The 25,711-nt window shown below is 36.8% G+C and carries 25 protein-coding genes and 1 pseudogene; 17 read left to right on the top strand and 9 right to left on the bottom strand.

Annotated elements, in window-relative coordinates; all coding sequences use genetic code 11:
* Positions 1–148 precede the first annotated feature (148 nt).
* The 14 genes and pseudogenes from selA to CDOM16190_RS07545 all read left to right on the top strand — a co-directional run bounded on the left by selA (position 149) and on the right by CDOM16190_RS07545 (position 14,787).
* A complete protein-coding gene (selA, locus tag CDOM16190_RS07605; protein WP_170019802.1) occupies positions 149–1,486 on the top strand; it encodes an L-seryl-tRNA(Sec) selenium transferase in 1,338 nt (445 codons plus the stop codon).
* Positions 1,479–3,302: a selenocysteine-specific translation elongation factor gene (gene selB, locus CDOM16190_RS07600; protein ID WP_170019800.1), complete on the top strand. Its 1,824-nt coding sequence runs from the start codon at positions 1,479–1,481 to the stop codon at positions 3,300–3,302. Before selA ends, selB begins: the two co-directional genes overlap by 8 nt.
* Before the next feature lie 60 nt (positions 3,303–3,362).
* Positions 3,363–4,085, top strand: coding sequence for a thioredoxin domain-containing protein (locus CDOM16190_RS07595; protein ID WP_170019798.1), 723 nt, complete (start codon positions 3,363–3,365; stop codon positions 4,083–4,085).
* A 345-nt stretch (positions 4,086–4,430) separates the two neighbouring features.
* Complete coding sequence (locus tag CDOM16190_RS07590; RefSeq protein ID WP_170019796.1) at positions 4,431–4,640, top strand: twin-arginine translocation signal domain-containing protein; 210 nt, start codon at positions 4,431–4,433, stop codon at positions 4,638–4,640.
* A gap of 11 nt (positions 4,641–4,651) precedes the next feature.
* Positions 4,652–4,864, top strand: a pseudogene (locus CDOM16190_RS10965) (twin-arginine translocation signal domain-containing protein); the annotation flags it as partial.
* Between the two features lie 12 nt (positions 4,865–4,876).
* Positions 4,877–7,597 carry a formate dehydrogenase subunit alpha gene (locus CDOM16190_RS07585; protein WP_502707519.1) on the top strand — a complete coding sequence of 907 codons (2,721 nt, stop codon included), beginning with the start codon at positions 4,877–4,879 and terminating at the stop codon, positions 7,595–7,597.
* Between the two features lie 10 nt (positions 7,598–7,607).
* On the top strand, positions 7,608–8,168 hold the full coding sequence (gene fdh3B, locus CDOM16190_RS07580; RefSeq protein ID WP_169975562.1) for a formate dehydrogenase FDH3 subunit beta: 561 nt from the start codon (positions 7,608–7,610) through the stop codon (positions 8,166–8,168).
* A gap of 123 nt (positions 8,169–8,291) precedes the next feature.
* Entirely contained in the window at positions 8,292–8,870 is a 579-nt protein-coding gene (gene traT / locus CDOM16190_RS07575; RefSeq protein WP_170019793.1) for a complement resistance protein TraT, read from the top strand.
* A 218-nt stretch (positions 8,871–9,088) separates the two neighbouring features.
* Positions 9,089–10,936, top strand: coding sequence for a TonB-dependent receptor domain-containing protein (locus CDOM16190_RS07570; protein ID WP_170019791.1), 1,848 nt, complete (start codon positions 9,089–9,091; stop codon positions 10,934–10,936).
* Between the two features lie 172 nt (positions 10,937–11,108).
* A complete protein-coding gene (locus CDOM16190_RS07565; protein ID WP_170019789.1) occupies positions 11,109–12,071 on the top strand; it encodes an ABC transporter substrate-binding protein in 963 nt (320 codons plus the stop codon).
* Positions 12,068–12,865 carry an ABC transporter permease gene (locus CDOM16190_RS07560; RefSeq protein WP_170019787.1) on the top strand — a complete coding sequence of 266 codons (798 nt, stop codon included), beginning with the start codon at positions 12,068–12,070 and terminating at the stop codon, positions 12,863–12,865. Before CDOM16190_RS07565 ends, CDOM16190_RS07560 begins: the two co-directional genes overlap by 4 nt.
* Before the next feature lie 9 nt (positions 12,866–12,874).
* Entirely contained in the window at positions 12,875–13,564 is a 690-nt protein-coding gene (locus CDOM16190_RS07555) for an ABC transporter ATP-binding protein (protein ID WP_170019785.1), read from the top strand.
* Positions 13,557–14,663: an NnrS family protein gene (locus CDOM16190_RS07550; RefSeq protein ID WP_170019783.1), complete on the top strand. Its 1,107-nt coding sequence runs from the start codon at positions 13,557–13,559 to the stop codon at positions 14,661–14,663. Before CDOM16190_RS07555 ends, CDOM16190_RS07550 begins: the two co-directional genes overlap by 8 nt.
* The gene (locus CDOM16190_RS07545; RefSeq protein WP_170019781.1) at positions 14,638–14,787 is read left to right on the top strand and encodes a hypothetical protein; all 150 of its coding nucleotides are present in this window, start codon (positions 14,638–14,640) and stop codon (positions 14,785–14,787) included. The genes CDOM16190_RS07550 and CDOM16190_RS07545 overlap by 26 nt, the downstream gene beginning before the upstream one ends.
* 75 nt (positions 14,788–14,862) lie before the next feature.
* On the opposite strand, the gene CDOM16190_RS07540 is transcribed toward CDOM16190_RS07545, so the two are convergent.
* From CDOM16190_RS07540 to CDOM16190_RS07530, 3 genes are read right to left on the bottom strand one after another with little or no spacing between them, the layout of a single operon-like run.
* Positions 14,863–15,984 carry an ABC transporter permease gene (locus CDOM16190_RS07540; protein ID WP_170019779.1) on the bottom strand — a complete coding sequence of 374 codons (1,122 nt, stop codon included), beginning with the start codon at positions 15,982–15,984 and terminating at the stop codon, positions 14,863–14,865.
* An 8-nt stretch (positions 15,985–15,992) separates the two neighbouring features.
* Positions 15,993–16,919, bottom strand: coding sequence for an ABC transporter ATP-binding protein (locus CDOM16190_RS07535; RefSeq protein WP_170019777.1), 927 nt, complete (start codon positions 16,917–16,919; stop codon positions 15,993–15,995).
* Positions 16,916–17,863 (bottom strand): HlyD family secretion protein, encoded by a 948-nt coding sequence (locus tag CDOM16190_RS07530; RefSeq protein WP_170019775.1) that lies wholly within the window; start codon positions 17,861–17,863, stop codon positions 16,916–16,918. Before CDOM16190_RS07530 ends, CDOM16190_RS07535 begins: the two co-directional genes overlap by 4 nt.
* A 189-nt stretch (positions 17,864–18,052) precedes the next feature.
* Here CDOM16190_RS07530 and CDOM16190_RS07525 point away from each other — a divergent pair, with 189 nt between their 5' ends.
* A complete protein-coding gene (locus CDOM16190_RS07525) occupies positions 18,053–18,511 on the top strand; it encodes a molybdate transport repressor (RefSeq protein WP_170019773.1) in 459 nt (152 codons plus the stop codon).
* A 37-nt stretch (positions 18,512–18,548) separates the two neighbouring features.
* Here the strand turns inward: CDOM16190_RS07525 and CDOM16190_RS07520 are convergent, their stop codons facing one another.
* The 6 genes from CDOM16190_RS07520 to CDOM16190_RS10735 form a co-directional block, all read right to left on the bottom strand.
* Positions 18,549–19,676, bottom strand: coding sequence for a hypothetical protein (locus CDOM16190_RS07520; RefSeq protein ID WP_170019771.1), 1,128 nt, complete (start codon positions 19,674–19,676; stop codon positions 18,549–18,551).
* A 57-nt stretch (positions 19,677–19,733) separates the two neighbouring features.
* Complete coding sequence (locus tag CDOM16190_RS07515; protein WP_170019769.1) at positions 19,734–20,972, bottom strand: saccharopine dehydrogenase family protein; 1,239 nt, start codon at positions 20,970–20,972, stop codon at positions 19,734–19,736.
* A gap of 9 nt (positions 20,973–20,981) precedes the next feature.
* Entirely contained in the window at positions 20,982–21,452 is a 471-nt protein-coding gene (locus CDOM16190_RS07510) for a HEPN domain-containing protein (protein ID WP_283956946.1), read from the bottom strand.
* On the bottom strand, positions 21,445–22,521 hold the full coding sequence (locus CDOM16190_RS07505; protein WP_170019767.1) for a DUF262 domain-containing protein: 1,077 nt from the start codon (positions 22,519–22,521) through the stop codon (positions 21,445–21,447). Before CDOM16190_RS07505 ends, CDOM16190_RS07510 begins: the two co-directional genes overlap by 8 nt.
* Before the next feature lie 86 nt (positions 22,522–22,607).
* A complete protein-coding gene (locus tag CDOM16190_RS07500; protein ID WP_170019765.1) occupies positions 22,608–23,174 on the bottom strand; it encodes an AEC family transporter in 567 nt (188 codons plus the stop codon).
* A 272-nt stretch (positions 23,175–23,446) separates the two neighbouring features.
* Positions 23,447–23,587, bottom strand: coding sequence for a hypothetical protein (locus CDOM16190_RS10735; protein WP_249934145.1), 141 nt, complete (start codon positions 23,585–23,587; stop codon positions 23,447–23,449).
* A 385-nt stretch (positions 23,588–23,972) separates the two neighbouring features.
* Here CDOM16190_RS10735 and CDOM16190_RS07490 point away from each other — a divergent pair, with 385 nt between their 5' ends.
* Both CDOM16190_RS07490 and CDOM16190_RS07485 read left to right on the top strand, forming a co-directional pair.
* Positions 23,973–24,533, top strand: coding sequence for a hypothetical protein (locus CDOM16190_RS07490; RefSeq protein ID WP_170019763.1), 561 nt, complete (start codon positions 23,973–23,975; stop codon positions 24,531–24,533).
* A 9-nt stretch (positions 24,534–24,542) separates the two neighbouring features.
* On the top strand, positions 24,543–25,700 hold the full coding sequence (locus CDOM16190_RS07485) for a toxic anion resistance protein (protein ID WP_349644385.1): 1,158 nt from the start codon (positions 24,543–24,545) through the stop codon (positions 25,698–25,700).
* Positions 25,701–25,711: the final 11 nt, after the last annotated feature.

Raw genomic sequence — 25,711 nt, 5'->3', positions numbered from 1 at the left:
CTCCCATTATCAAAAACTACTGCATTTTATTATTTATGCCATTAATAGGTACTGAATTTTTTAATCTATTTTTTATATTAAAGCTAAAGATTGTTTTAGTTTATGATACAATTTGTGCAGTAAAACAAAATTACTTGGAGAGTGCTTTATGGGCGAATTTAAGAAGCTTCCGCAGATTGATAAGATATTAAAATGTCCAGAGTTTAAAGATAAAATTTCGTCTTTTGTAACCGAGTTTGCAAGAGATGAGATAGAGTTTCAAAGAGCTCAAATTTCACTTGGCAAGCCATGCGCTGAATTTGAAAAAATTATAAAAAATATCCTAAAAAGATATGAAAAATTTCAAAGATCATCACTTCAAAAAGTGATAAATGCAACTGGTGTCATAGTGCATACAAACCTTGGAAGAAGCGTTATAGATCAAGAAATTTTAAATAGAGCCAAAGATATTATCTGCTCATATTCAAATTTAGAATATAGCCTTGATAAAGGTGCTAGATCTAATCGCTACGACTATGTCGGATCACTTTTGGCAAATTTATTTGGTTTTGAAGATGCTATTGTAGTAAATAATAACGCAAGTGCTGTATTTTTGGTGCTAAATACTTTTGCAAAAAACGGCGAAGCCATTATCAGTAGGGGCGAACTGGTCGAAATCGGAGGCAGTTTTAGGGTGCCTGAAGTGATGTTAAATTCGGGAGCAATTTTAAAAGAAATAGGCACCACCAACAAGACAAATATAGATGATTACAAGAGTGCTATTAGTGAAAATTCTAAAATGATTTTAAAAGTGCATCGCTCAAATTTTGATATTGTAGGCTTTAGCGAAGAAGTGGATATGAGCGAGCTTTCAAATTTAGCTAGAAAACATGAGATATTAGATTATTACGATCTTGGAAGCGGATATATAGGGGCTTTGCCTTATGGACTTGAACATGGAGAGATTAGTTTGGCAAGCCTGGCTAAAAATGGAGTCTCGCTTGTTAGCTTTAGTGGAGATAAGCTATTTGGCTCTGTACAGTGCGGAATAATTTTAGGTAAAAAAGATCTGATAGAAAAGCTTAAGAAAAACCAACTTTTACGAATGCTTCGCGTAGATAAGGTGATAATTTCAATTTTAAGCGAGAGTGTAAAGGCGTATATAAACCGTGAATTTGAGCTTATAACCACTTTAAAACATCTTTATAAAAGCATTGACGAGCTTAAAGAGTTGGCGAATAAAATCAATGAAAATTTAAAATCCCCACTAAAAGTAGTAGATACTAAGACCTTTGTAGGCGGAGGAACTATGCCAAACAAGGCTATTCCTAGTGTGGCTTTGGCTTTAAGCGGTGATGCAAATTTCAACGAATTAAAATTTAGAAAGAAGAATGTAATAGGTCGTATCGAAAATGGAGAATTTTTACTTGATTTAAGAAGTGTTTTGGATAGCGATTTAAAGGAGCTTATAGAAGCGATAAACAAGATAGGAGAAGCGAATGAATAGCTTGATAATAGGAACAGCCGGACATATAGATCATGGTAAGACAGCTCTTATAAAGGAGCTAAACGGCTTTGAAGGAGATGGACTTGAAGAGGAGAAGAAGCGTGGCATCACGATAGATCTTAGCTTCTCAAATTTAAGCAGAGGCGATTATAATATCGCTTTTATCGATGTGCCTGGCCATGAAAGCCTGGTTAAAACCATGATAAGTGGCGCATATGGATTTGATGCATGTTTATTTGTTGTAGCGGCAGATGACGGACTTATGCCTCAAAGTTTAGAACATTTACAAATTTTAAATTTACTTAGCGTAAAGTCTTTGATAGTTGCGATAACAAAGAGTGATTTGGTTTCTAAAGAGCTTTTAGACCAAAGAGAGAATGAGATAAGAGAGGCTATAAAAAGCTATCAAAATCTTGAAATTTTAGAAATTTTTAGAGTCAGTATAAAAGACAAATCCAGTATTGACGAGCTTAGAAACTATCTTTTTACTTTACAAGCTAAAAAACTTAGCGAAGACGGTGTTTTTCGCTACTACATAGATAGGGTCTTTAGTGTAAAGGGTATCGGAAATGTCGTAACCGGAACCGTGATAGAAGGAAGCGTTAGAAAAAATGAGAAGCTATTTAACTACGGTGCAAACAAAGAAGTGCAGGCAAGAAGCGTTCAGATCCACGATCGTTTCGTAGATATGGCTCATCAAAGCAACCGTGTGGCATTAAATTTAACCGGAATTGAACTAAGCGAGCTTAAAAAGGGTCAGTTGCTAAGTAAAAAGGGATTTTTTAGAGGCTTTAAAGAAGCTGATTGTATAGTAATTGCAAAAAATTTAATACATAATGAAAGCGTTACTTTTTGCGTTGGAGCTAGATCAATTAGTGCTAAAGTGCTGATTTTAACTCAGAAAAACGATAACTATTTCGTGACATTTAAATTTGATAAGGATATGTTTTTAAAATTTGATGAACCTTTTGTTTTGATAGCCAATTCTCGTGTGATAGGCGGTGGAAGGGTTTTAAATCCTATAAATGAACCGCTTAAAAAACAATTGAAAATCGAGTTTTTAAATTTCTTGCTCAAAAAGGACTTTGTAAACGCATTTAATATACTTAAAAATTCGCATAAAAACGGCTTTGGTATCATATCTTCGTATCAAAGATTCGGTCTTAATCATGAAGAGGCTTTAAAAGTAGCAAGACAAATTCCAAATTCATACGTAGATGAAAACGCTCTAAATATTTATGATTTAAGTGCCATAGATAGGGTAAAAGCAGTAATAAAATTTATGATAGAAAAAAATCAATATGCGATATTTTCAGCTACATCAGTGGCTTTAAAGCTAAATTGGGCAAGCGAGGAGCTGTGCCAAAGGGCTATAGATGAGCTAAAAAGTGCGAATCTGATAGCTCAAAATGATGGCGTATATACAAAGATAGGCATTGATATAACGGAACTAAAGGTAAAGATAGAGGAGAGAATTTATAAAATTTTAGAGAGTGCAAATTTGGCTCCAGATGCGCCCTATAATATCTATGATGAGCTTGAAATAGATAGGATTACAGGAGATAATGCACTTAAAAAACTAACCGGAATAAGGCGGGTGGTAAGGTTGGCGCACAATCTTTTTGTAACTACAAAAGCTTTAAACGAGGCTTGCGAAAGGCTAAGAGAGATCATCAAAAAAGAGGGTTTTGTAAATGTGATAAATGCAAAAGAACATCTAAATTTGAGCAGAAAATATGTAATAGCCTATCTTGAATATTTAGATACTATGCCGGATATTATTAAAAAGGGTAACGATAGAGTTATCAAAAAGTGATTGCATATCCGTTTAAAAAAAATTATTATAATCCTCGAAATTTTAACAAGAAGGTAAAAAATGAAAAAAATTGTTGTGGCCTCTTTGGTTGCTGCTAGTGCGGTTTTTGGTGCGAGCGATGCTCAGATAAAGGATTTTTATAACGCTATGATAGGCGGAAAACAAGGCGTAAGTATCACAGTAAGCGATCGCCAAAAAGTATCTGATAAATCAGATATAGAGGTAGTTACCGTAACTATAAGTGATGGCAAAAACTCTCAGCATGATGTAGTATTTACAAAAGGTGATTTTTTATTTCCTGAAATTTTCGATCTAAAAGAGCACAAATCATACTCTAGAGATTTCCAACAAAAGATAACTGTTAAAAATTTAGCCGCAGTTTATAATAAAGAGGATAAGAAAAATATCATCTTCTTAGGAAATGACAGCAAAAAGCCTACTATAGTAGTTTTTTCGGATCCAGAGTGTCCATACTGTAGGGCCGAACTTGATAAGATAGAGGGTACTTTAAAAGAGTCTAATGTGCAAATCATACTAACTCCAGTGCATGATACAACAGCTCTTCAAAAGAGTTTCTTGGTATATAAAGATACGGCAGCCGCAAAGAGCGATAGTGAAAAGATAAAGGCTCTAAGAAAATACTTTGCGCCTGATTATACGGTAGATCAAAAAGCTGTAAGCGAGGATGATGTTAAAAAAATGGATGAGCTTCGCACTAAATATCTTGCTGCAGGTGTTAGAAGTGTACCGTTCATAATCAATCTGGAAGATCTTAAAAAATAAAAAACTAAATTTATAAGGCTTTGATTTTTTCAAAGCCTTTGTATCTATTTAATCGTAAATCAATTTCAGCTGCCAATAAATTTAATAAAAACATCCGATAAACTATTTTTAAAATTTATTTCTATTCCTATAATTATTTTTTTATATTTTTAAATATATTTTAAGAATAATACTTAATACAACTTCTTTACTATTTATAATTATAAGATATGCTAAATTTGCATAAAAAGTTTTTTAGGGCTTTTGCTACGAAAAGCTTTTTATTTGGAGATATTTTTATATAGAAATATGCCAAATTTGAATGTTATATTTTGCTTTTAAATTCTTTAATGAAAGGAGAGGGAAATGGAGGGATCAAGACGAGAATTTCTTAAAAAATCCCTAAAGATGGGGGCTGTTGGAGCAGGTGTAGTTGCTACTTCAGTTGCTACCGCTAGTACCGGTGGCAGTCTAAAATCAGACTCCAATGGTGTAGTTGTAGGAAAATCAAATAAAAAAGAGGTGCTCTATAAAACGAGCAAAGAATGGGAATATTACTATAAGATCGCTTATTAAGGGAGAAAACTATGAGTGATGCACGTATAGGAAGACGCTCTTTCCTTAAGCTTGCAGCCCTTGGAGCAGGCAGCACTGTAGCTTTCGGAAAGAACGAAACAATAAGAGGGGTCACCAATGAGGAGATTAAAAATCCTTTTGAGGGCTCAAAGAGGGTTAGAACAATTTGTTCGATCTGCTCGGCCGGCTGTGGTATAGAAGCAGAGGTTAAAGATGGGGTTTGGATACGCCAAGATATGGCTATGTATCACCCGATATCACAAGGTAGCCACTGCTGCAAAGGAATCGATCAGATCGATCTTACAAAGAGTAAACAACGCATCAAATATCCGATGAAGAAAGTTAACGGCAAATGGGAGCGCATTAGCTGGGAGACAGCTGTTAACGAAATCGGCGATAAGATGCTTGAAATTCGTAAAAAACATGGACCTGACTGTGTTGAGTTTTTAGGTTCGGCAAAATTTAGCAACGAGCAATCTTTCTATTTTAGAAAATTTGCGGCATTTTGGGGTACAAACAATATAGATCACGTTGCACGTATTTGACACAGCGCATCAGTCGCCGGAGCGGCGAATACTTGGGGTTATGGCGCTATGACAAACCACTTTGGAGATATTGCAGCGAATTCTAAGGCTATTATGGTTGTAGGAGCAAACTCTGCTGTTGCAAACCCTGTTGGAGGCATGAAGCACTTCCTTCAAGCCAAAGATAGAAATAATGCAAAATTAATAGTTGTTGATCCGATCTTTACTAAAACAGCTGCCAAAGCCGATCACTATGTGAGAGTAAGACCGGGAACCGATATAGCGTTTGCTTACGGTATGCTACATCTTATATTTAAAAACGGATGGGAAGATAAAGAGTATATAGGCGATAGAACTTACGGAATGGATGAAATCCGTAAAGAAGCAGAGCACTGGACACCTGAGGTTGTTGAAGACGTTACGGGAGTGCCGGCTGATCAGCTAATCCAGGTAACTAGAATCTTTGCTACTACAAAGCCTGCCGCTGTTGCTTGGTCTTTGGGACTTACACAACACTCAATAGGTAGCTCTAATACGAGAATTTTCCCTATTCTTCAATTAGTGCTTGGTAACGCAGGAAAATCTGGCGGCGGATGTCAAATCATTCGTGGACATGACAACGTTCAAGGTGCTACAGATATGGGTAATTTGGCGGATTCTCTTCCTACATATTATGGTCTTGGAGATGCGGCTTGGAAGCACTTCTGTAAAGGTTGGGGCGTAGAATTTGATGATTTCGTAAAACGCTTTGCGGTATCTACCAAAGAGCCTAAGCAAGGCGGTGCTCCTGTTAAAGGAACGAAATTTGAGGAGTACTTCTATCACGATCCTAAAAACCCTGAAGATAGAAACTGGAGAAATGAAAAAGGTTGGTCGCTATCTAAATGGTGGCAAGGTGTTTTAAAAGAGGAAGATACCTTTACAAGCGGCGAGCTAAAAGTTCTTTGGGTTCAAGGAACGGGAATTACCTCTATGGCTCACCTATCTAAAATTCAAGAGGCTATCGATAAACTAGATATGCTTGTTATAGCAGAGCCTTTTGTAAACGAAGTTGCTATTCTTAGTGATAGAAAAGATGGAATTTACATCCTTCCTGTTGCGACTCAGTTTGAAAACGAAGGTATAGTTGTTGCGACTAACCGTGCTGCGCAATGGAGAACAAAGGTCGTAGATCCGCTATACGAGAGTAAGCCAGACCAAGAGGTTATGTTTGAATTTGCAAAAAAATGGGGATTTTATGATGAGTATACAAAATCTCTTAGAATGAATGATAATCTTGAGGTGGTAAAAGATAGCTTTATATGGCCTGACGATGCTACAAGAGAGCTTGCTAGAATGGGGCAATCTATCGGCCTTCAAGGATGGCAACCTGAGCGCTTAAGAAAACATCAACAAAACTGGGAGAATTTCGACCCTGATACCTTGATAGGTATAGGCGGAGAAGTTAAGGGCGAGTATTACAGCTTGCCGTGGCCATGTTGGGATAAGCAACATCCTGGAACACCAATACTTTACGACCTAAGTAAGCCTTATGTAGAGGGCGGATGCGGATTTAGAAATCGCTTTGGTTTAGAGCATAATGGGGTTAGTCAAATAGCTTCTGAAGCTGTTCAGTTAAAGGGTTCTAAGGTAAAAGGCGGATATCCTCAAATTACAAAAGAGAATATCGAAACAGTTCTTGGCATCACTCTAACAGAGGAAGAAAAATCTAAGATGGGTGCCAACTGGATGATGGATTATAGCGGTATTATTAATCAAAAATGCCGTGAGGCAGGCGTTGCTCCATTTGGTAATGCAAGAGCGCGTGCATTTGTATGGGAATTTATCGATAAAATTCCAAAACATCGCGAGCCTCTACACTCGCCAAGATGGGATTTGGTTCAAAAATATCCTGCTATTGATGATCAAAAGAAGAATTTCCGTGTTGCGGTTAAATTTAAATCAGAACAACAAGAGCAAGATTGGAGCAAGAACTTCCCAACTATTATCAGCTCAATGCGCCTAGTAAACTTGAGCGGTGCCGGAATGCTAGAGAGAACAAGTAAATATCTAGCGGCTATTACGCCTGAGATGTTTGCCTATGTTAATCCGGAGCTAGCTCTTAAATATGGTATCCAAGATAAGGATATGATGTGGATTCATTCGCCTCAAGGCACAAAGATTAAAGTAAGATGCTATCACAATCATAGCGTTACGCCTGATAGAATTTGTTTGCCTTATAACTTCGCAGGAGTTATGCAAGGTGTTGATCTAAGTCACCGCTATCCTGAGGGAACTAAGCCTTATACGACAGGAGAAAGCTCAAATACCATAACAAACTACGGATTTGACCCGGTAACTCAAATTTCAGAGTATAACGCAGGCTTGTGTAGATTGGAAAAAGCTGATGATATGGGCTTTAAAACCAATTTCTTAGATGAAATAGCGAAGTAAGGAGTAGGTAATGGCAAGAATGAAATTTTTCGTAGATAACGATAGATGTATAAGTTGTTTTGGATGTCAAGTTGCTTGCTCTTCTGCTCATGAAGTTCCTGTAGGTGTATATCGCCGTAAGGTTATCACGCTATACGACGGCGTTGAAGGCAAAGAGGTTTCAACAACCATTGCATGCCAACACTGCACCGACGCTCCTTGCGAGCAGGTTTGTCCTGTGGACTGCTTTTATATCCGTGAGGACGGTATCGTTCTTCACGATAAAAACAAATGTATCGGCTGCGGATACTGCTTGTATGCATGTCCGTTTGGTGCGCCGCAGTTTCCAAGAGACGGAGCGTTTGGTATCAAAGGCGAGATGGATAAATGTACAATGTGTGCAGGCGGTCCTGCTCCTACAAATTCACATGATGAGCGCGAACTATACGGACAAAACCGTATCGCAGAGGGTAAAGTGCCTATGTGTGCGGCTGTTTGTGCGACAAATGCTCTTTTGGTTGGAGATGCAACCGAAGTTGCAAACGTGTATCGCAAACGTGTCACACTTCGCAATACAGGCTTTTCTATCTAAATTTAAGGGGCAAATTCGCCCCTTTTTCTTCTCTTTTTATCCTCTAAAATTTAGCTTTCATTTTATCTTTCATTAATCGCAGCGAGTTATAATTTGTCTAAAATCAGATAAAAAGGATTTGCGATGAGGTATCTTCAAATTTTACTCCTTTTGTTTATGGCTTTTTTCTTTGCGGCTTGCAGCACAAATAGCACTCCAAAGCTATATCTAAACTCAAGTGCGCCTGTGTTTATCACAAATTTAGATGCAAATAGAACGGTTTTTATAAATTTTAAAAACTCATCAGGCCATCAAAACACTCTTGAAGAGACGGTCAAAAAGAAATTTGTAAACAAAGGCTTCGTGCCGGTAGCTGATAAAAAGCGCGCCGATATAGTTATACTTGGGGATTTTATGATGCTTGAGAGAGTGGAGCGAAAAGATCCGAATGTCTTTATAAATTTAGGCTACGGCTTTGGCTCATTTGGACGCAGGAGCTCAGCCGGTGTTGGCATAGTGTTTGGCGATCCTTTTTATGATGATTACTACAACACTCGCCACTACATCTATAAAGCAACCGTTAGCGTTTCAATCACTACAAAAGAGCGCGAACAGCGCACTATGCTTGATGTGCAAAGCGATAAAAACGTATATTCGCCAAGCTACATCATACCATTTGTAGAAGAAAAGATAGCCACACAGATAATAAACTTTTTTTATTAATTCTAATGCTTGCAAAGGGATTAAATTTAGCTCTTTTGTAAGCTTTTAAATTTCAAGCAAACTACGTATATTAAGCACTTTTAGCAAATTTTTATCTCGCTTGTCGCCAAATTTTACATTGATATATATCAACGCCTTTTATTGGTTAATAATGATATACTTAATCAAAATTAAAAGAAATCAAATTTTTCATAAATTTCACACAAAAAGGATATAAGATGAGAGTAGTTTTAAGTTGCGCCGCGTTAGCGGGCTTACTCTTTGCAAACGGCGCAAATCCTGACAATATCGCGCCGCTGAAAGATTTCGCGCCGCCTAAGCCATATATGCCAAACATCGCTCAGGGCGCATTTCCTGCACATCAGTTTGAGCGAACAAATAGAGATGATTATTTTTTCGTGACCGATCTGCTTGATGATTCGATGGATAAATTTCACGTTTCGGGCGGATTTTACGGTAGAGATTTTTATAGCTCAGCCCTTTTTAAATACCGCGCGGCAAATTTCTACACCATCTTAAACGCAAATTTCTCAAAGGGCAACCGTTACAAAGACGGCGGAGGCAAGGAAGTTGATTTTGGCTACTCAAGACAAGGACAAAGCGCTATAGTAGGCTTTGTGCCAAACGATATAAGCGAATTTCGTTTTACTTTTTTGCGTGATAACATAGAAAACGAAAAAGAGCCTCACAACCCGACAGATGCGGTTAAAACCGAGCGCAAGATAGCTAAATTTAACGCGAGATTTGGCGAAGAAAGCCTTGCTAATACGCTAAATTTAGAGCTTATGCTAAGAGATATCAACCGCAACGCAAACAACTACGAGCTAAGAAATTCGGCTCAAAAAGTAAAAGTCGAAGTAGAGAGGAAAATTTTTGATGCTAAGCTTAGCTATGACGCTGATTTTGGCAATTTTCACAACATGATAGGCACTAGCTATCAGCGTGATTTGCATGAGGGCAAAAGATACGCATTTATGGGCGGCAAATGGGTGTTTAACGGATATCGCTTCGGTGATGTTAAAAACCAAAGCGTGAGAGTGTTTGACGAGATATCTTATAAATTTAACGAAGCAAACAAGCTAAATTTGGCGCTTAACTACGAGTGGATGAGCTCGAATTTGCGTGCGGCGAACAACGCATACTCAGCGCCTATGCCTCAAATTTCAACGATAAAAGGGCTGGTTAAGTCAATTTACGGCGAAAATTTAGACGGCGACATCAAGCATAAGGCTTTAAGCGCGAGTTTGAAATACGAATTTAGCCCGAATGAAAAGGATCTTTACTACGCGGCACTTGAGAGCATTAGCAGGATGCCTTCAAATATGGAGCGCTTTAACACCCTTTACGGACCGCTTGATAACGGCTGGATATCAAATCCGTTCTTAAAACCCGAGCGCCACAACCGCGTGAATTTGGGACTTGAGTATAAAAGCGAGTTTTTCAAAGAGTACCTAAGCTCAAAGCAGGGCGAGGATAGCTTTGCGATTAAAGCTCATCTTATCGCAAGCGACGTAAAAGATCTCATCATCTATGATCGCAGGCACTCAAAAGCTCCTGCGCCGATGAATAAAAACGCCGTTATCTCCAGAAACGTTGATGCTAAAATTTACAGCGCAAATTTAAGCGCAAGCTATAACTTCTTACAAAATTTTGGCTTAAAAGCGGCGCTTTTTTACAACTACGGACAAAACAAAACAGACGGCAGAGCCCTTTATCAAATTCGTCCGTTTGAAGCGAATTTGGCAGCTGATTACAAAAGCTACGCAAGCTTTGGAAGCTTTAGTTTAGGCAGTGCGCTTAGATATGTTGCCAAGCAAAACAGAGGCGATTTTGATAAAACTACAGGTCTTGGCATAGACAGCAAAGAGACCAAAGCGTTTACGCTCATAGACGTTTACGGTGCGGTTGAGTTTAGAAATAAATTCGGCTTAAGATTTGGCATAAATAATATCTTTGATAAGGAGTATGCGGAGTTTATAAGTGGCGATCACGTTGCTGCTCTTGATCCAAGGAGAGTAAATGCTCCAGGCAGAACGGTGTTTGTGAGTTTTCACTCAAGTTTTTGATAAAAGCTAGTCTCGCGAGCGCTTTTTTGAGATTTTGCAAAATTTTCACTGCAGCAGGCTATCTGCCTAGCTTTGCTTAATTTTGCTTCAAAGCTCAAAAAATCATCTCGCGATACTTTGCTTTTACGACTTTATTTTAGTTAAAAATTTAGATCAATACAAAGGATAAAAGATGAAAAGACGAAATTTCTTAGGTTTAGGCGCAGCTCTTGGAGTAACGGCATTAGCCCCAGATTTGTTTGCAAAAGAGAGGTTTGATATTTGGGGAATGCCTGCCATCCCAAGTACTATGCTTGCGGTTGCGACTATGCAAGGAGAGCTTAATAAAACTCACGATATGAAACTGCGAATTTGGAGCAACCCCGACCAGCTTCGCGCGGGTGTGGCAAGCGGAGATATGAAGCTAACTGCCGCACCTAGTAACGTGGGCGTAAATTTAGCCAACCAAGGCATAAAATTTGGCATGCTAAACATCATGACAAACGGACTTCAAAACGTCCTTGTTAAAGACGCAAGCATAAAAAGTATAGAGGATTTGGTCGGTAAAAAGCTTATCATGCCTTTTAAAAACGATATGCCCGATCTCGTCTTTCGCGCCATTTGCAAAAAGCGCGGCATAGACATCTCAAAGATCGACATCACCTACGTGCAAACTCCGCCTGAGTCGGTTGGGCTCTTTTTACAAAAAGACTATGACGCTGCACTATCCATCGAGCCTATGAGCTCGGCTGCCATACTTAAGGGTAAAAAGATGGGCGTGGATGTAAGCGTGGGCTTTGAACTGCCTGAAATTTGGGGCGAGAGCTTTGGCATAAAGCCATATATCCCGCAAGCAGGTCTTATAGTGAGTTTGGATTATTATAACGCTAACAGAGAGGTTTTTGAAGTATTTCATAATGACTTGCAAAACGCTCTTAAGTGGATTTTGCAAAACAAACAAAGTGCAGCTAAGATCGGCGCTCAGTATCTTCCTGCACCGGAACCCGCTCTTGCAAATGCATTTGAACGTTCAAATTTGACTGTAACTAAAGCAAGCGATTTGACTGATGAGCTGATGAGCTTTTTTGAAGTGTTGTTTGAGCTAAATCCAAAAATTTTAGGCGGGAAAATGCCTGATAAGAGCCTATTTTTATGATTTTAATCGATAACGTTAAAAGGGATCGCGCGGTGATAAACCGCGTGGTTGATTATCTTTGGGGCGGATTTAGCGGCTTTGCCACGATATGTCTTTTGATTGCTCTTTGGCAGCTTGGTAGCGAGAAATTCGGCGAATTTATGCTGCCTGCTCCAAAGGTCGTTTTTCTTAAGGCTTATTCGCTTCTGCTTGAATATAAAGCAAGCGAGATTGATGTAACGCTGTTTAGGTCGCTTGTGGGTGTGGGAACTGCATGTATCATCGGCATCACGCTTGGGCTTATTGCCGGTGCTTATAAGAGCTTTGCCGCGCTTTTAAAGCCGCTTATAACGGTGCTTTTGGCTATGCCGCCGATCATTTGGATAGTGATGGCAATATTTTGGTTCGGATTTGGAAATTTTAGCACTATCTTTACCATCATCATAACCGTTTTGCCGCTAACGTTTGCAAGCTCGGCGGTAGGTATGATGAGCGTTAGCGAGGAGCTAAAGGAGATGTTTGACGCATATCATCTTGGGCTTCTTAGGAAAATTCGCCACCTTTATATCCCGCATCTTACGGGATATATCATAAGCTCTTTGAGTGTGGCTGTGGCGATGGGCGTTAAGATAGTCATTATGGCTGAGCTTTTGGGAGCGAATGAAGGAATGGGCTCAAAGATAGCAAGCGCGCGCGTCATGCTTGATACGACCGAGGTGATGGCTTACGTCGTGCTTGTTATCACGCTTATCATGCTTTTTGAATACCTAATCATCGAGCCTTTAAAGATAGCACTCATGCCTTGGAAGCGCTAAGGAGCGATAATGCTGGAACTTAAAAATGTAGAATATGAAATTTTGCGCGATAAGGTCGTGAGAAATTTTAGCCTAGATGTTAAAAGCGGCGAGATTATAACTCTTTTTGGCGCAAGCGGGTGCGGTAAGACCACGATACTTAGGCTAATTTCCGGTATCATAGAGCCAAGAAAAGGGCGCATAATCAACAAATTCGCCCGCACGACCTATCTTTTTCAAGAAAACCGCCTCTTAGAGTGGAAAAACGCGCTTGAAAACGTGCTTTTGGTTATGGATAAACCTGATGAAAGTCTAGTGCTTAGCTACTTTGAAAGGCTTGGTCTTGGCAAAAAGGACGCTAGAAAATATCCTGATGAGCTAAGCGGCGGAATGCGCCAAAGGGTCGCCTTCGTGCGCGCTATCGTTACCCAGCCTGATTTGCTTTTGATGGATGAGCCGTTTTCGGGGCTTGATTATGATATGAAAGAAATTTTGATGGAGATGATCGCAGACCGCGTGAAAAACGGCATGAGCGTAGTGCTTGTGACGCATGACAGGATGGAGGCGGCTAAGATGAGTGATGAAATTTGCTTCCTTGAGAGCAAGGGTGCTGTCATCGAGCGCAAGCTAAAGCTTGAAAAGCGCTTTGAAGATAGGAATTTTGATTACTTAAACGCCGTGATAAACGAGAATTTTAAGGGGAAAATTTACTATGATTAATGATTTTTTTACCTATCCTATGCGGATATTTTTCCTTTCAAGCGCGATTTGTGCGGCACTTGGCGGGGCTGTATTTTTTGCGCCGGTTGATTTTATAAGCCTTCATAAATTTATATTTTTACACCTTGTGGGCGCGCTTGCTTATGCGGGATTTTTGCTCACTGGCCTTACCGACTGGACGAATTTTACTAAATCGCTTAAAATTCATGCTTATATTTTGTTTGGAATTTTTGCTCTTAGTTTCTTTGCCTCACTCGTAAATTTGTGGTTTGCTCATCTTTTTATGGCGATTTTTTGGGCGTATTTGGTGATGCTTTGCGCTTATATGATCTGGCTTGATAAAAACGACGATCAATTCGGGGTTATGGGCTTTTTGCTTGGAATTTTGCTCTTTGAAATTTGCTATCTTTTAAGCGGTGAAGAGAAGTTTTTAAATTTGCAAATTCATCTGCATATCATCGCGATTTTGCTCATATCATTTCGCGTTAGTATGGTGCTTGGACGCGAGGCGATAAAGCGCGAAAGCGATATGGATGAGGCTGTGTTTGTTCCAAATTTGGTCTATAAAAATATCGCCATTTGTTGCGTTTGTGTGTTTTTGATTTTAAGCGTGTTTTTTGAATCAAGCGGCGCGATAAGTTATGTGGCGTTAGCTTGCGGTGCTGCGGTGTTTGCCAAGCTTAAGGAGTGGCATTATAAAGAGCTTTTAAGGCATAATTTCATCGTTTTTTACTACCTTATGCAGCTTCTTGTGGCGGCTGCTTACGCTATCTTTGGCATAAGCGGAATTTTGGGTCTTGGACTTGAAGCAAACATGATTCACATCCTCGCGCTTAACGGCATGATATTTAGCATTATGCTTATCTTTAATATCGCTGGGCTTCGTCATAGCGGACAGGAGCTTGAGTTTTTGCTTCTTAGCAAGATAGCTTTTGTTTTGGTCGTGGCTGCGGGAATTTTTAGAGGGTTTTTTGCCTATGCTTGGAGTGGATTTTATATACATCTGCCGGCTACTTTGATCGTAATTGCTTTTGTTTTATGGTTTGTTGATTTTTATAAAATTTTTAAAAATAATGAATTTAGCGACGATCCCGAGTAAGAAATTTGAGTTTAAATCGACTAAAAGCGATAAATTTGCCGATTTTGCAAAGAGTATAGAGATATTTAAAAAAGAGCCGATAATGGCTAAAGTAGTAGATGTGCAAGGCTCTTCATGCAGGTAAAACTTGGAGCGAAACTGAAGTTAGCCTAAAGCTTGCCGTAGAAAAATGATTTAAAGCCCAAATTCGGGCTTTAATCTAATCAAGCGTTCTTTTATATCTATACAGCGATAAAGCGGTACTAGCGCATAAAAACACAAACATAGCTATCACGTCATAGACGTAGTCTGTTATAAGAGCATTTTTAAGCCAAATTCCTCTAATCATACGTAAAAAGTGCGTCAGCGGGAAGAATTCTCCTAAAATTTGCGCCCACTTTGGCATACCGTAAAACGGAAACATGAACCCCGAAAGTAGCAGTGAAGGTAAAAAGAAAAAGTAAGTCATCTGCATAACTTGAAGCTGATTTTTAGCAAGTGTACTAAAAGTAAATCCAACTCCCAAATTTGCAAGCATCAAAAGAGTGCAGCAGGCTATGAGAGAGCCCCAATTCGTTATGACGGGAAGCTCAAAAAGATATCGCGCGATAAACAAAAGCACGCAAATTTGCAGATACGAGATAAAAAGATAGGGCAAAATTTTACCAAGCATCACCTCAGTCGGATATAGCGGTGTCGCGAGCAAATTTTCCATCGTGCCGCGCTCATACTCTTTAGTCATCGAAATTCCCGCCAGCAAAATAGTCGTAAGCGTAAGAAGTATGCCCACTAGCCCCGGGATGATCTGATATCTTGTTAAAAGCTCAGGGTTGTATTTGGTATGAACTATCAGTTCAAATTCGCTGTTTTGACGTTCTGTGCTAAATTTATCCCTTGAGATGGCTTGGTTAAAAGCTCTTATAAGCGCGCTTGAAACCTGAGCCGATGAGGCGGGATCGGTAGCGTCAATGTCGATTAAAATTTTTGGCACAAAGCCTCTTGTCAGATCGCGTTCTAAATCATTCGGGAAGTGGATAATAAACTGCACATTGCCTTTTCTCATCAGTTCATCTGCAAGCTCTAAATCCCTCGTAACGCTCTTTATATGAAAATATCCCGTGTTTTGCATGGCCTTAATAAGCGATCTGCTAAGCTCTCCTTGCGAATTTATGACAAGTGCGGTTGGTAAATTTCTTGGATTGTTGTTGATCGCGTAGCCAAAAAGCAGCATAAGCATAAGCGGCATGATGATGATAAGGGCTAGTGTGCCTTTATCTCTTAGAATTTGGCGAAATTCCTTGATAACTACGGCGTGAATTCTAAGGATTGAGAATTTTTGCATGATTTTTCCTACGCACGCTCATCTTCAAAAATGTTTAAAAGATGGATAAATATATCTTCCAAACTCGTTTTTATCGGCTTTAAATTTGCTTGAGCGTTTGAGTATCCAAGATTTTTTATCTCGCTTTGGAGCAAATTCGCATCTCGCACTACGATGTGATAGCTGTTTCCAAAGGCAGAAACTGTATGAACCGCTCTGCTTGAGGCTATTAGCCTTGAAATTTCAGCTGCGCGCGAGCCGCTTAGATCCCAGATGTCAAGTTTGTATTTGGAGATGATCTCATTTTCGCTGCCTTGGGCTAAAATTTTGCCGTAAGCTATGTAGATAAGCTCATGGCAGCGCTCGGCTTCATCCATGTAGTGGGTTGAAACTAGCACCGTTACGCCGTCGTTTGCAAGGCGATGTATGATATCCCAAAACTCTCTTCTAGCCTTTGGATCAACGCCTGCGGTAGGCTCATCAAGCAAGAGTAGTTTAGGGCTATGTACAAGGCACATCGCAAGCGCAAGGCGTTGCTTTAAGCCGCCTGAGAGAGCGCCTGCACTTTGGTTTTGTCTAGCTGTAAGACCAAGCTCGTCAAGCGTCCTATCTATCTCAAATTTTTGGTTTTTGATCTTAAAAAGTTTCGCTACAAATTCTAAGTTTTCTCTAACGGTTAGATCGGCGTACCAGCCGAATTTTTGTGTCATGTAGCCCGTGTTTAGCCTTATGGCGTCAGACTGCGTTAAAAAATCATATCCAAGACACTGCCCACTTCCGCTATCGGCTTTTAAAAGTCCGCAAAGCATTCTTATCGTGGTCGTCTTGCCACTTCCGTTTGGTCCTAAAAATCCGCAAACACTACCCTTTCGCACTCTGATATCGACCTTATCCATGATGACTCGCCCGGCAAAACTCTTTGAGAGTCCTTGCACGTCTATGGCGTACTCACTCATCGCTTTTGCCTTACGCTGATGGGAAGAGATGGGTGTAAAAACTCGCTTGGGTTATCAAGCAGGGCTTCAACGAGATACGTAAGCGTATCTTGGGTGTTTTCGCTGTATATGATGGGCGGGGTGTATTCGGGCTTAGAGGCTATCTTGCTAACGGTTGCGGTTAAATTTTCACATCCAATGCAGCCGATTTTTATCTTTTGTCCCTCTTTAAACTCGCCGATATAAGCGATCGGCACGAAAAATTTGGCTTTTAGCTCGTTTACGGGAAGTAGCAGTATAGCGGGCTTTGAGTTTAACGCCCACTCGCTCTCTTTATAAAAAATTTCTTCGATCTTGCCGGCTTTTGGAGCGTAAATTTTGGTTTCATTTAGCTGCCACTCTTTGGCTTTGATATCTTCTTTGAGTGCATTAATGTCCGCTTTTAGGCTGTTTATTTGATTTGCTCTGGCGGGCAAATTTGCGATCTTTAAAGAGGCTTCAAGCTCGCTTACTACGGCTCTTGCTCTTTCAAATTCGGCTTTTGCGATATCTGCTTCTTTATTAGAAACCGAGTTTTTGGCTATTAGTTTTTTAGTTCGTTGCCAATTTTTATCTGCAAGCCAACTTGCCGCTTTGGCTTCTTGCAGTTTGGCTTTGATACGCTCGATCTCTTCTTTTCGCATGCCTAAATTTAGATCCTCAAGCTTTGCTTCAAGGGAGGCTAAATTCGCTTTAGCTATGTTTAAATTCGCTTTTTGCAAAGTATCTTCAAGCTCAAATAGCAACTTGCCCGAATCAATAATCTCGCCTTCTTTTACGTGAATTTTTACTATGCGTCCGCTAAAATAAGGCGATATGTGGATATATTCACCTTCTAAATAGCCGTTAAAATGCGTGTCGTCCACCTTCTTGTCGCAACCGGCAAGTAGCAAAAAAAGAGATAAAACTATAAATTTTGCATTCATTTTTACTCCTAAATTTAGAGTGCAAATGCTAAAAATAGCTCCTTAAAACGTGATATTATTATAGCGCAACTTAACTTAGCGGCTAAATTTGAGTTTTTATATACTTTAAATTTGTAAAGCCGTTTTGATATAATAATTTTTAAATTTTAGCTTTTGAGCGCGAAATTTTGTGAAACAAAAAGGAAGATTATGCAGATAAAAGAGAATAAAAAAGGCGCTATAGGCTCGCTTGTGATGTCGGTTTTGCTATTTGCAGCGGGCTTTGTGGGGTACTTTTACTACGGGCTTGGCGGATCTGGAATTTTTACTATGGCTGTGACTTTGGTATGTGCCGTTTTTTGTTTGAAAAAGATAGTTCAAGAGAGTTTTATAGAAATTTTTGATGACGGATTTGGCGTGAAAAAAGGCTCTAAGTATCATAAATTTTATTTTAAAGATATCGATGAGATAAGTACTCGCGTTGTGGATAAAAAGCGAGATATTCAGGTTTTAAACGTGAAATTTAAAAGAGGAAGGCTTGATAGAGAAGCCGCTGACGGGCTTATCCAGCCAATCGGTGAAAACGACGCGATAATCTTAGATAAATACGAAAAATCAAAATATGAAATTTTTAATCTTTTAAGAGAGAAGCTGCAAAATAAAAAATAACTGACTAATATAAATTTTAATATAAAGTGTTTTAATCTTATTTTTTATTTATATTATTTAATTGCCTTATAACTTCTTGATTTATTTTGTAATTTAATAAATTTGTTTTATTTATATCTATATCAATGAGTTTATCTTGCTTTAAATATTCAATAATATATTCTTTTGATAAAACATTTATAGGCCAATCGTACCTATCTTTTAATGTTAGAGTATCTGTTATGACGCTTATGAATGTAAGTACTGTAAATATAGATGCAAGTATTGTAATCAAAAACATTCTACGATTGTTTTTTGCGGCAAACTTTTCTTGTCTTACAGAAAATATCTCATTAAAATATTTTAACACTTCATTTGTCTGACTATCTATTTCATAAGCAAGTCTTATTGTCTTATTTATTTCAAAATCTTCAAAGCTAGACTTTTTTGGTTTAGGAAAATCTATTATATATTCTAAGAAATTTTCTTTAGTTTTTATTAACTCTTCAATGTTTTTAATGTTTTTGTTTTGTAACTTATTCATAAAATACTCTAATTTGGCTATATAGATTATTGATAAGAGTTGCTGTTTTAATACTTTTATATATATGCTTGTTCCGTAAAAATATTTATTTATTTGTTTAGCAGGTTTAACAAGGACTATAGAATTTTCATTTTTTGTATTTGCATACATTAAAAAACTGTATTTATCATCAACAAACTCTCTTTTGAATATTTTATTATTTATATCATAATACTTGCTAAAACATTGATTTATAAAATTTTGATTTTCACAGTGATTGGTGACTGTTTTTTTAAAGTATTTATATATATTGTTTGGGTTGTCAAATATATCTTTATTGTTTGTTACTGCAAAAAAATATTTGTAAGAAGTGTTTGCCACATCCATAGGAGTGACAATAAATATAGTACTATAAGCTTCAAAACAGACGAATAAAGTTTCTTTTGGATATACTTCTGTAAGATTGTAATTATTTATAACAAAATCATTTTTGATAATTAAAAATTTTATATTATTATCAAGTGTAAAAAATTCTTCGTTATTTATTTTTTCCTTCTCGGCTTTTCCTATAATTTGTTTGATCTGTTCATATTTCAATTTAAGGCATATTTTGTCATTTTCTTTCTGAAGCATTTCTATGCAGTATTTTTTGTTTATGTTCATCAAATGCCTTATAGGTGTGTTTTTGCAAAATTATTTTGGGTCAAATGACCCAAAATATCAAATTTTTCTTACTACCTCATATCTCTCGCCAGGTTTCATCTCGATGATCTCCCACGGCAAGCCTTGCTTCATAAGCTCGTCCATGAACGGTTTAGCGTCAAATTCTTCCATGTTAAAGACACCTTTGCCGTTCCAAATGCCCTTAGCAACCATCATCGAGCCTATCATCGCAGGAACGCCTGTGGTGTAGCTAACAGCTTGCGCGCTTGTTTCAGTATAGCAAGCCTCGTGATCGCAGACATTATAGATATAGACTTGGCGCTCTTTGCCGTCTTTTATGCCTCTTATGACGCAGCCGATGTTTGTCTTGCCTTTTGTTCTTGCACCAAGGCTGGCAGGGTCAGGAAGCAAGGTTTTTAGAAACTGGATAGGCACTATCTTCATGCCATTATGCTCGACTTCGTCTATGCGCAGCATACCGACGTTTTCAAGGCATTTCATGTGAGTTAGATAGCTTTGTCCAAAGGTCATAAAGAAGCGAATTCTTTTAAGTCCTTTGATGTTTTTAACTAGGCTCTCAAGCTCTTCGTGATATAGCAGGTAGCTGTCTTTTACGCCGATTTTCGGGTAGTCCCACTTAAACATTATCTCCATAGGCTTGGTTTCTATCCATTTGCCTTCGCCGCTTTCGTCTTTTTCCCAATACCTGCCCTTTGAGCTAACTTCGCGCAGGTTTATCTCTGGGTTGAAATTTGTAGCAAAAGGATATCCGTGATCGCCGGCGTTGCAGTCTAGGATGTCTATCTCGTGGATTTCATCAAACAAATTTTGCTGTGCATAGGCGCAAAATACGTTTGTTACACCCGGATCAAAGCCGCTTCCAAGCAAAGCCATAGTGCCTGCGTTTTTGAAGTCGTCGTCTTTTGCCCATTGAAGTTTGTATTCAAATTTCGCAGTGTCAGGATGCTCGTAGTTTGCCGTGTCTATGTAAGGAATTCCGGCTTTTACGCACGCGTCCATCAGTGTCAAATCCTGATAAGGAAGCGCTACGTTTAGCAGTAAATCAGCCCCTATTTGCTTGATGAGCTCTACGACCGCATTTGTGTCATCAGCGTCGATTTGAGCTGTGTTTATAGTTACTCCAAGGCGCTCTTTTATAAATTTAGCTATCGCATCACACTTGCTTTTTGTACGGCTTGCAAGCGTGATAGTGGTAAATACATCGCTATTCATCGCGCATTTTACCGTAGCTACTTGGCTTACTCCACCCGCTCCGATAATTAAGATATGTTTCATAATTGCTCCTTATATTTTATTAAATAATTCCTGTTCTATTTTTTCTAGCATTTGTTTTGTTGTGTTAAAGTGTTTAATGTAATCTTGCTTTGATATGTTGGTATTATTGCAATGTGCTATATCATTTCTTGCTTTTATTATTGCACCTAGCGCATTTGCATGCTTTTCTTCTATTTGTTGTTTCCATGCACTATCGAACTTTTCTAAAATACTTTTTAGTTTTGTTGGTTTTAAATTTGTAATATCTTGTAAATTGTTATTAATAAAATTTTTAATTTCTTTGGGTATTGACTTGCCATCTAAGCAGTCTTTAATGGTTTTTTCAAAAAATTTTTCAATATATCCGGACATTAATATTATTAAGTATTTTGTTAAATGGTCTATTATGTCCATATCTATACTGTCATCTTTTGTCAAATTGTCTATTTTGACGCTTAAATCATTTATTGCTTGATTAAATTTTATAAAATCATTATACATTACTAAGAAATTCTATCGATTTTTCTAATCTATCCTTGACACTATTAGTGTTGTGCGTTGTGCCAGTCTTTATAGCTTCTTTATATTGCTCATTTTGCATTAATTGGTCAATTTTTTCTTTTATCTGTTCAATATGCTTATTTTTCAACAATTCATAATTTTTATAAATTCCTACCCATAAAGAATCCAGTATTGCTATACTAAGCTGATCGTTTTTTCTAAAATATTCTTTAGCATCAATTTGGTTCATAAATTGTATTATTTCAACAAATAGATTAAGTGCTTGATGTATTTGTTGACTATCTATGTCTTTGTTGGCAAACATAAAATCATTTAAAAATTGCTTCATATTTCCTGTGTATTCAATGAAAGATAAAGCTAGTAATCTCAATATAATTTCTTCATCTTTTTTTCTTTTTTTGTCAATGGATATAAAATTTTTGACTATATCAAGATTAGATAATTCTGTTATTTTTTGTCTAAATTTTCCATCAGATACACAATTTCTAACCTCTTGTGGACTTAATTTTACGCCACCTGTGTTAAGTCTTTCGAATATTTCATAAATAGCATGGTAGTTTTTTTTCTTGGGATTATCTGCTTTTATAATGGTTGCATGTATGATCGAGGTAGCTATTTTATCTTTTTCGTTTTCATTGAGCTTAGAGTAAATCTTTCCATTAAAATCTTTATTGACACCACTCAGTTTAAAATCGCTATTATCGAATGAATTTTTAAAATATCTTGAAATAGATTCTATTCTTTGATATCCATCAATTATAAGCATCTTTTCATCTATATCTTTATATAAAAATATGCCAGGCACAGGAAGACCTAATAATAAAGATTCTATAAATTTAGAAGCTTGTTTTTTATTCCAAACATAATTTCTCTGAAAATTTGGTAAGTATATTTTTTCTTTATCATATCTGCTTACAAGACTATCAACTGGGAAATCTATACCGTAGCTTGTTAGATTATACGTTATTTCATATGAGCCATATTCTGATTCTTGTTCTTCTTTGTATTCTGCTATATCTTGATTTTCTTGATTGTTAGTGCTGCTCATGATTTGATCTCTATATTTGAAATTAATTATGGAGTATTATAGTGTTTAATTTATAAAAATAAATAAAATAACAAGTATATTTAAATTTAAATTACTGCCAAAACATAAATCAGCCAGATTGTGACGATAGAAATCAGCGTTTGAAAGGTGATGATAACTGACATTAGGCTCTTATCGCCTCCCATTTGACTTGCTAATATATAGCTTGACGTTGCCGTAGGCATAGAGGCAAAAAATATGCAAACCATCGCAGTTTGTGGCGATAAATCTATCATTTTAGAGCCTATGAAAACTATCATTGGATAAAAAATAAGTTTTAAGAAGCTAGATAAATAAAAATCAAGCTTTAAATTTATAATTTGTTCAAATTTTAATCCTGTTCCGACTGATAAAAGACCAGTTGTGATGGCAGCCGTTCCTATAAGCTTTAAGGGTTCAAAAATTTCACTTCTAATGCCCAAAAAGTTTGCAAAAAGACTTAAAACACAGGCTAAAATCAGAGGATTTTTTACTATGCTTTTAAATGTATTTTGTATTGAAAATTTGCCGTTTTTGATATAAATTGCAAAAATGCAAACGCAAAATATATTTATAAGTGGTATGATAAAAGCCATTAAAAAGGCAGCGGTTAAGATGCCGTTTTCTCCGTACATTGCGTTTACTATACCTAAAAAATATATAGGTGTTATATCTGATTGAGCCTTGAAAGAAAGATGTAAATTTGGCAGGTTCAAATTTGGTAAAAAAATTGATAAATATAGCCAGTAAGACAACTATAAAAAAGCAAAATATTAGATTTGTTATTATACTAAGCGTGTATTAGACGAATACGTATCCATAACGTCATCTTGAAATGTTAGTGCTGCTCGGTAGTCGCCCAAGCCGTTTGTAGCCGCTACTTCAACCGTCTTTCTATACACTTTTCTCATCTTTTGTTGTGATCTACGTCTGTTCGCGAGTTGCCAAAGCCAAGCATAAAGCAAAACGCGTGATACATCCAGCTTCTAGGGTGTGCAAACGGAGTTGGCGAACGCATGCTCATCTCGTGATATAGACCTCTTGGCATTTAAGCAGCTCACGTCCGTTGCGTAGTAAAATAGGCAAAAACCATAATAGGGCAATGATACATTAGGTTATAATTGAATTACATATATTTTAAATGAAGCTTTTATAGAGAATGGTAAAGAAGGTTATAAGTAGTCAGTGAAGCTTAAAGCAGAGTAAGTAAAATTTGAATTCATTTTTGAAATTTAGCATTCGGCTTGATAAAAATTGATGTATACACTTAATTTAATAAAAAGTAAATTTTTATATTTTTTAGATACAATTACAATTAAAAATTTAAATTCAAAGTCTTTATGATGTCTGAACAATTATTATATTTCCTTAGAAAAAAGCCTTATTTTTTTTATTCGTTTTTGGCTGTTTTTACTTCTTTATACAGTTTTATATTGGCACTTTTGTTTTTTGAGTGGTCGCCATTTCAAAAAGATATTTTTACGGTACTTGTCGGTCTTTGTTTGATATGGTCTTTGGTATTTTATATGAGTTTTATAAATACTAAAGAGCAATTTAAATTTGAAAGAGAAAAAGAGAAATTTCATCTTTTTGAAGCTAGAGTTGTGAAAGATTTTGATCTATCTCAAGATGAAAATATTTTTAAAAAGATTGAAGCTGTGCAAATTTTCGTAAATAAAAATTTTGCAAAACAAAGCTTGGCATCAACTAGAATTTTAACTCTTATAAATAAAACTCTATTTTTGTATATTGATAATTTAAGTCTTATAAAAAGTCTTGAAAAAGGAGTAGGCGCTTTAAGCAGTTTAGTGCAGAAAAATAATATTTTGCAAGAAATTAAGAAAAACAAAGACCAAAACGATACATTGCTAAATTTACTTGATAGTTACATAAACGAACTTAGCGTAAAAAGCGAGAACAACAAGGAAGTTGTATCTATAAAAATGCAGCTTGAAAGAATGCTTGAAATTTTGAAAAATATGAATAAAAAATAAGGAGATATGGTGCAAAATGATCTTGTAGTAGACACTCTAAAAAGTAATGATTTAAATGTTTTTATAGATGAAGATAAGCTTGTTTTTAAAAATGATTTAAGCAAAGAAGATGAAGAAAAAATATCTAATAAAGCTGTAGAGCTGTTAGAATTTTTGTCAGGAAAAGACGCTTCGCATATTAGAGAGATATTAGAAAATATCACAATTGATGATGTTAAACAGCTTGAAAATTCCTCATCTTTGCTTATGACTAAATTTGGCAAGCTTGATAGTATAGAAAGTGATCAAACTCAAAGTATAAGTCGTTCTTTAACTAAATTAAATGAAGAGCTTACGGAGATAAATCCTTATAAATTTGATTTTAGTAAAAATAATTTTCTATCTGCTATACCATTTATCGGAAAACCTATCAATAGATACTTAAAGAAGTTTCAAAACTCAAAAGATGTAATAAATGAGACATTATCTCATATAGAAGATGGCGAGCAAGTTTTGAGGCAGGATAATGCTATATTGCAAGATGATAAAGAGTATTATAAAAATAGAGCAATAAGTCTTCAAAAAAAAGCTATTGTGTTTGAAAAAATCATTAAAGCCATAGAGCAAAATTTATTGAAATTAGAACCAAAAGAAAGAGAATTTTACGAGAATAATGTTTTACTCAATTTAAATAAAAAAACAAGAAGTATATATGAAATTTTAGCTGTTACTCAGCAAGGATTATTGTCAAGTGATTTTATAATAAATACAAATTGGGAGCTTATAGATAATATCTCAAATGTAAAATTAGTCACTAAAAGAGCGATAGAGATAGGTGTTGCTCTAGCCGTATCTTTAGAAAATCAAAAAAATGTCATACAGACAGCTGAAAAAACAAAAACACTTGCAAATGAAATTTTGCTTGAAAACGCCAAAAGAATGAACTCTCAAGCAATCGATGTATATGAGATGTCTTCAAGTGGAACTCTTAATATAGAGGTATTAAAACAAGCTTTTGCACAGATAGATGAGGCTATGAGTAAAATGGATAGTCTTAAATCAGAAGCGCTAAAAAAAGTAAAAAATGAAGTTGAAGCGCTAAAAGAAGTTACTTTAAAGCTTGATGAAAAGATAAAAAATAGTCAAAAAAATGAAGCCATCAAAGAGTCATTTTTGATGGATGTGTGATAGGAATTTAT

Origin of the sequence: Campylobacter sp. RM16190 (genome assembly GCF_012978835.1) — a bacterium.
Classification (GTDB): Bacteria; Campylobacterota; Campylobacteria; order Campylobacterales; family Campylobacteraceae; genus Campylobacter_A.
This window is presented reverse-complemented; position numbering and strand designations above follow the sequence as displayed.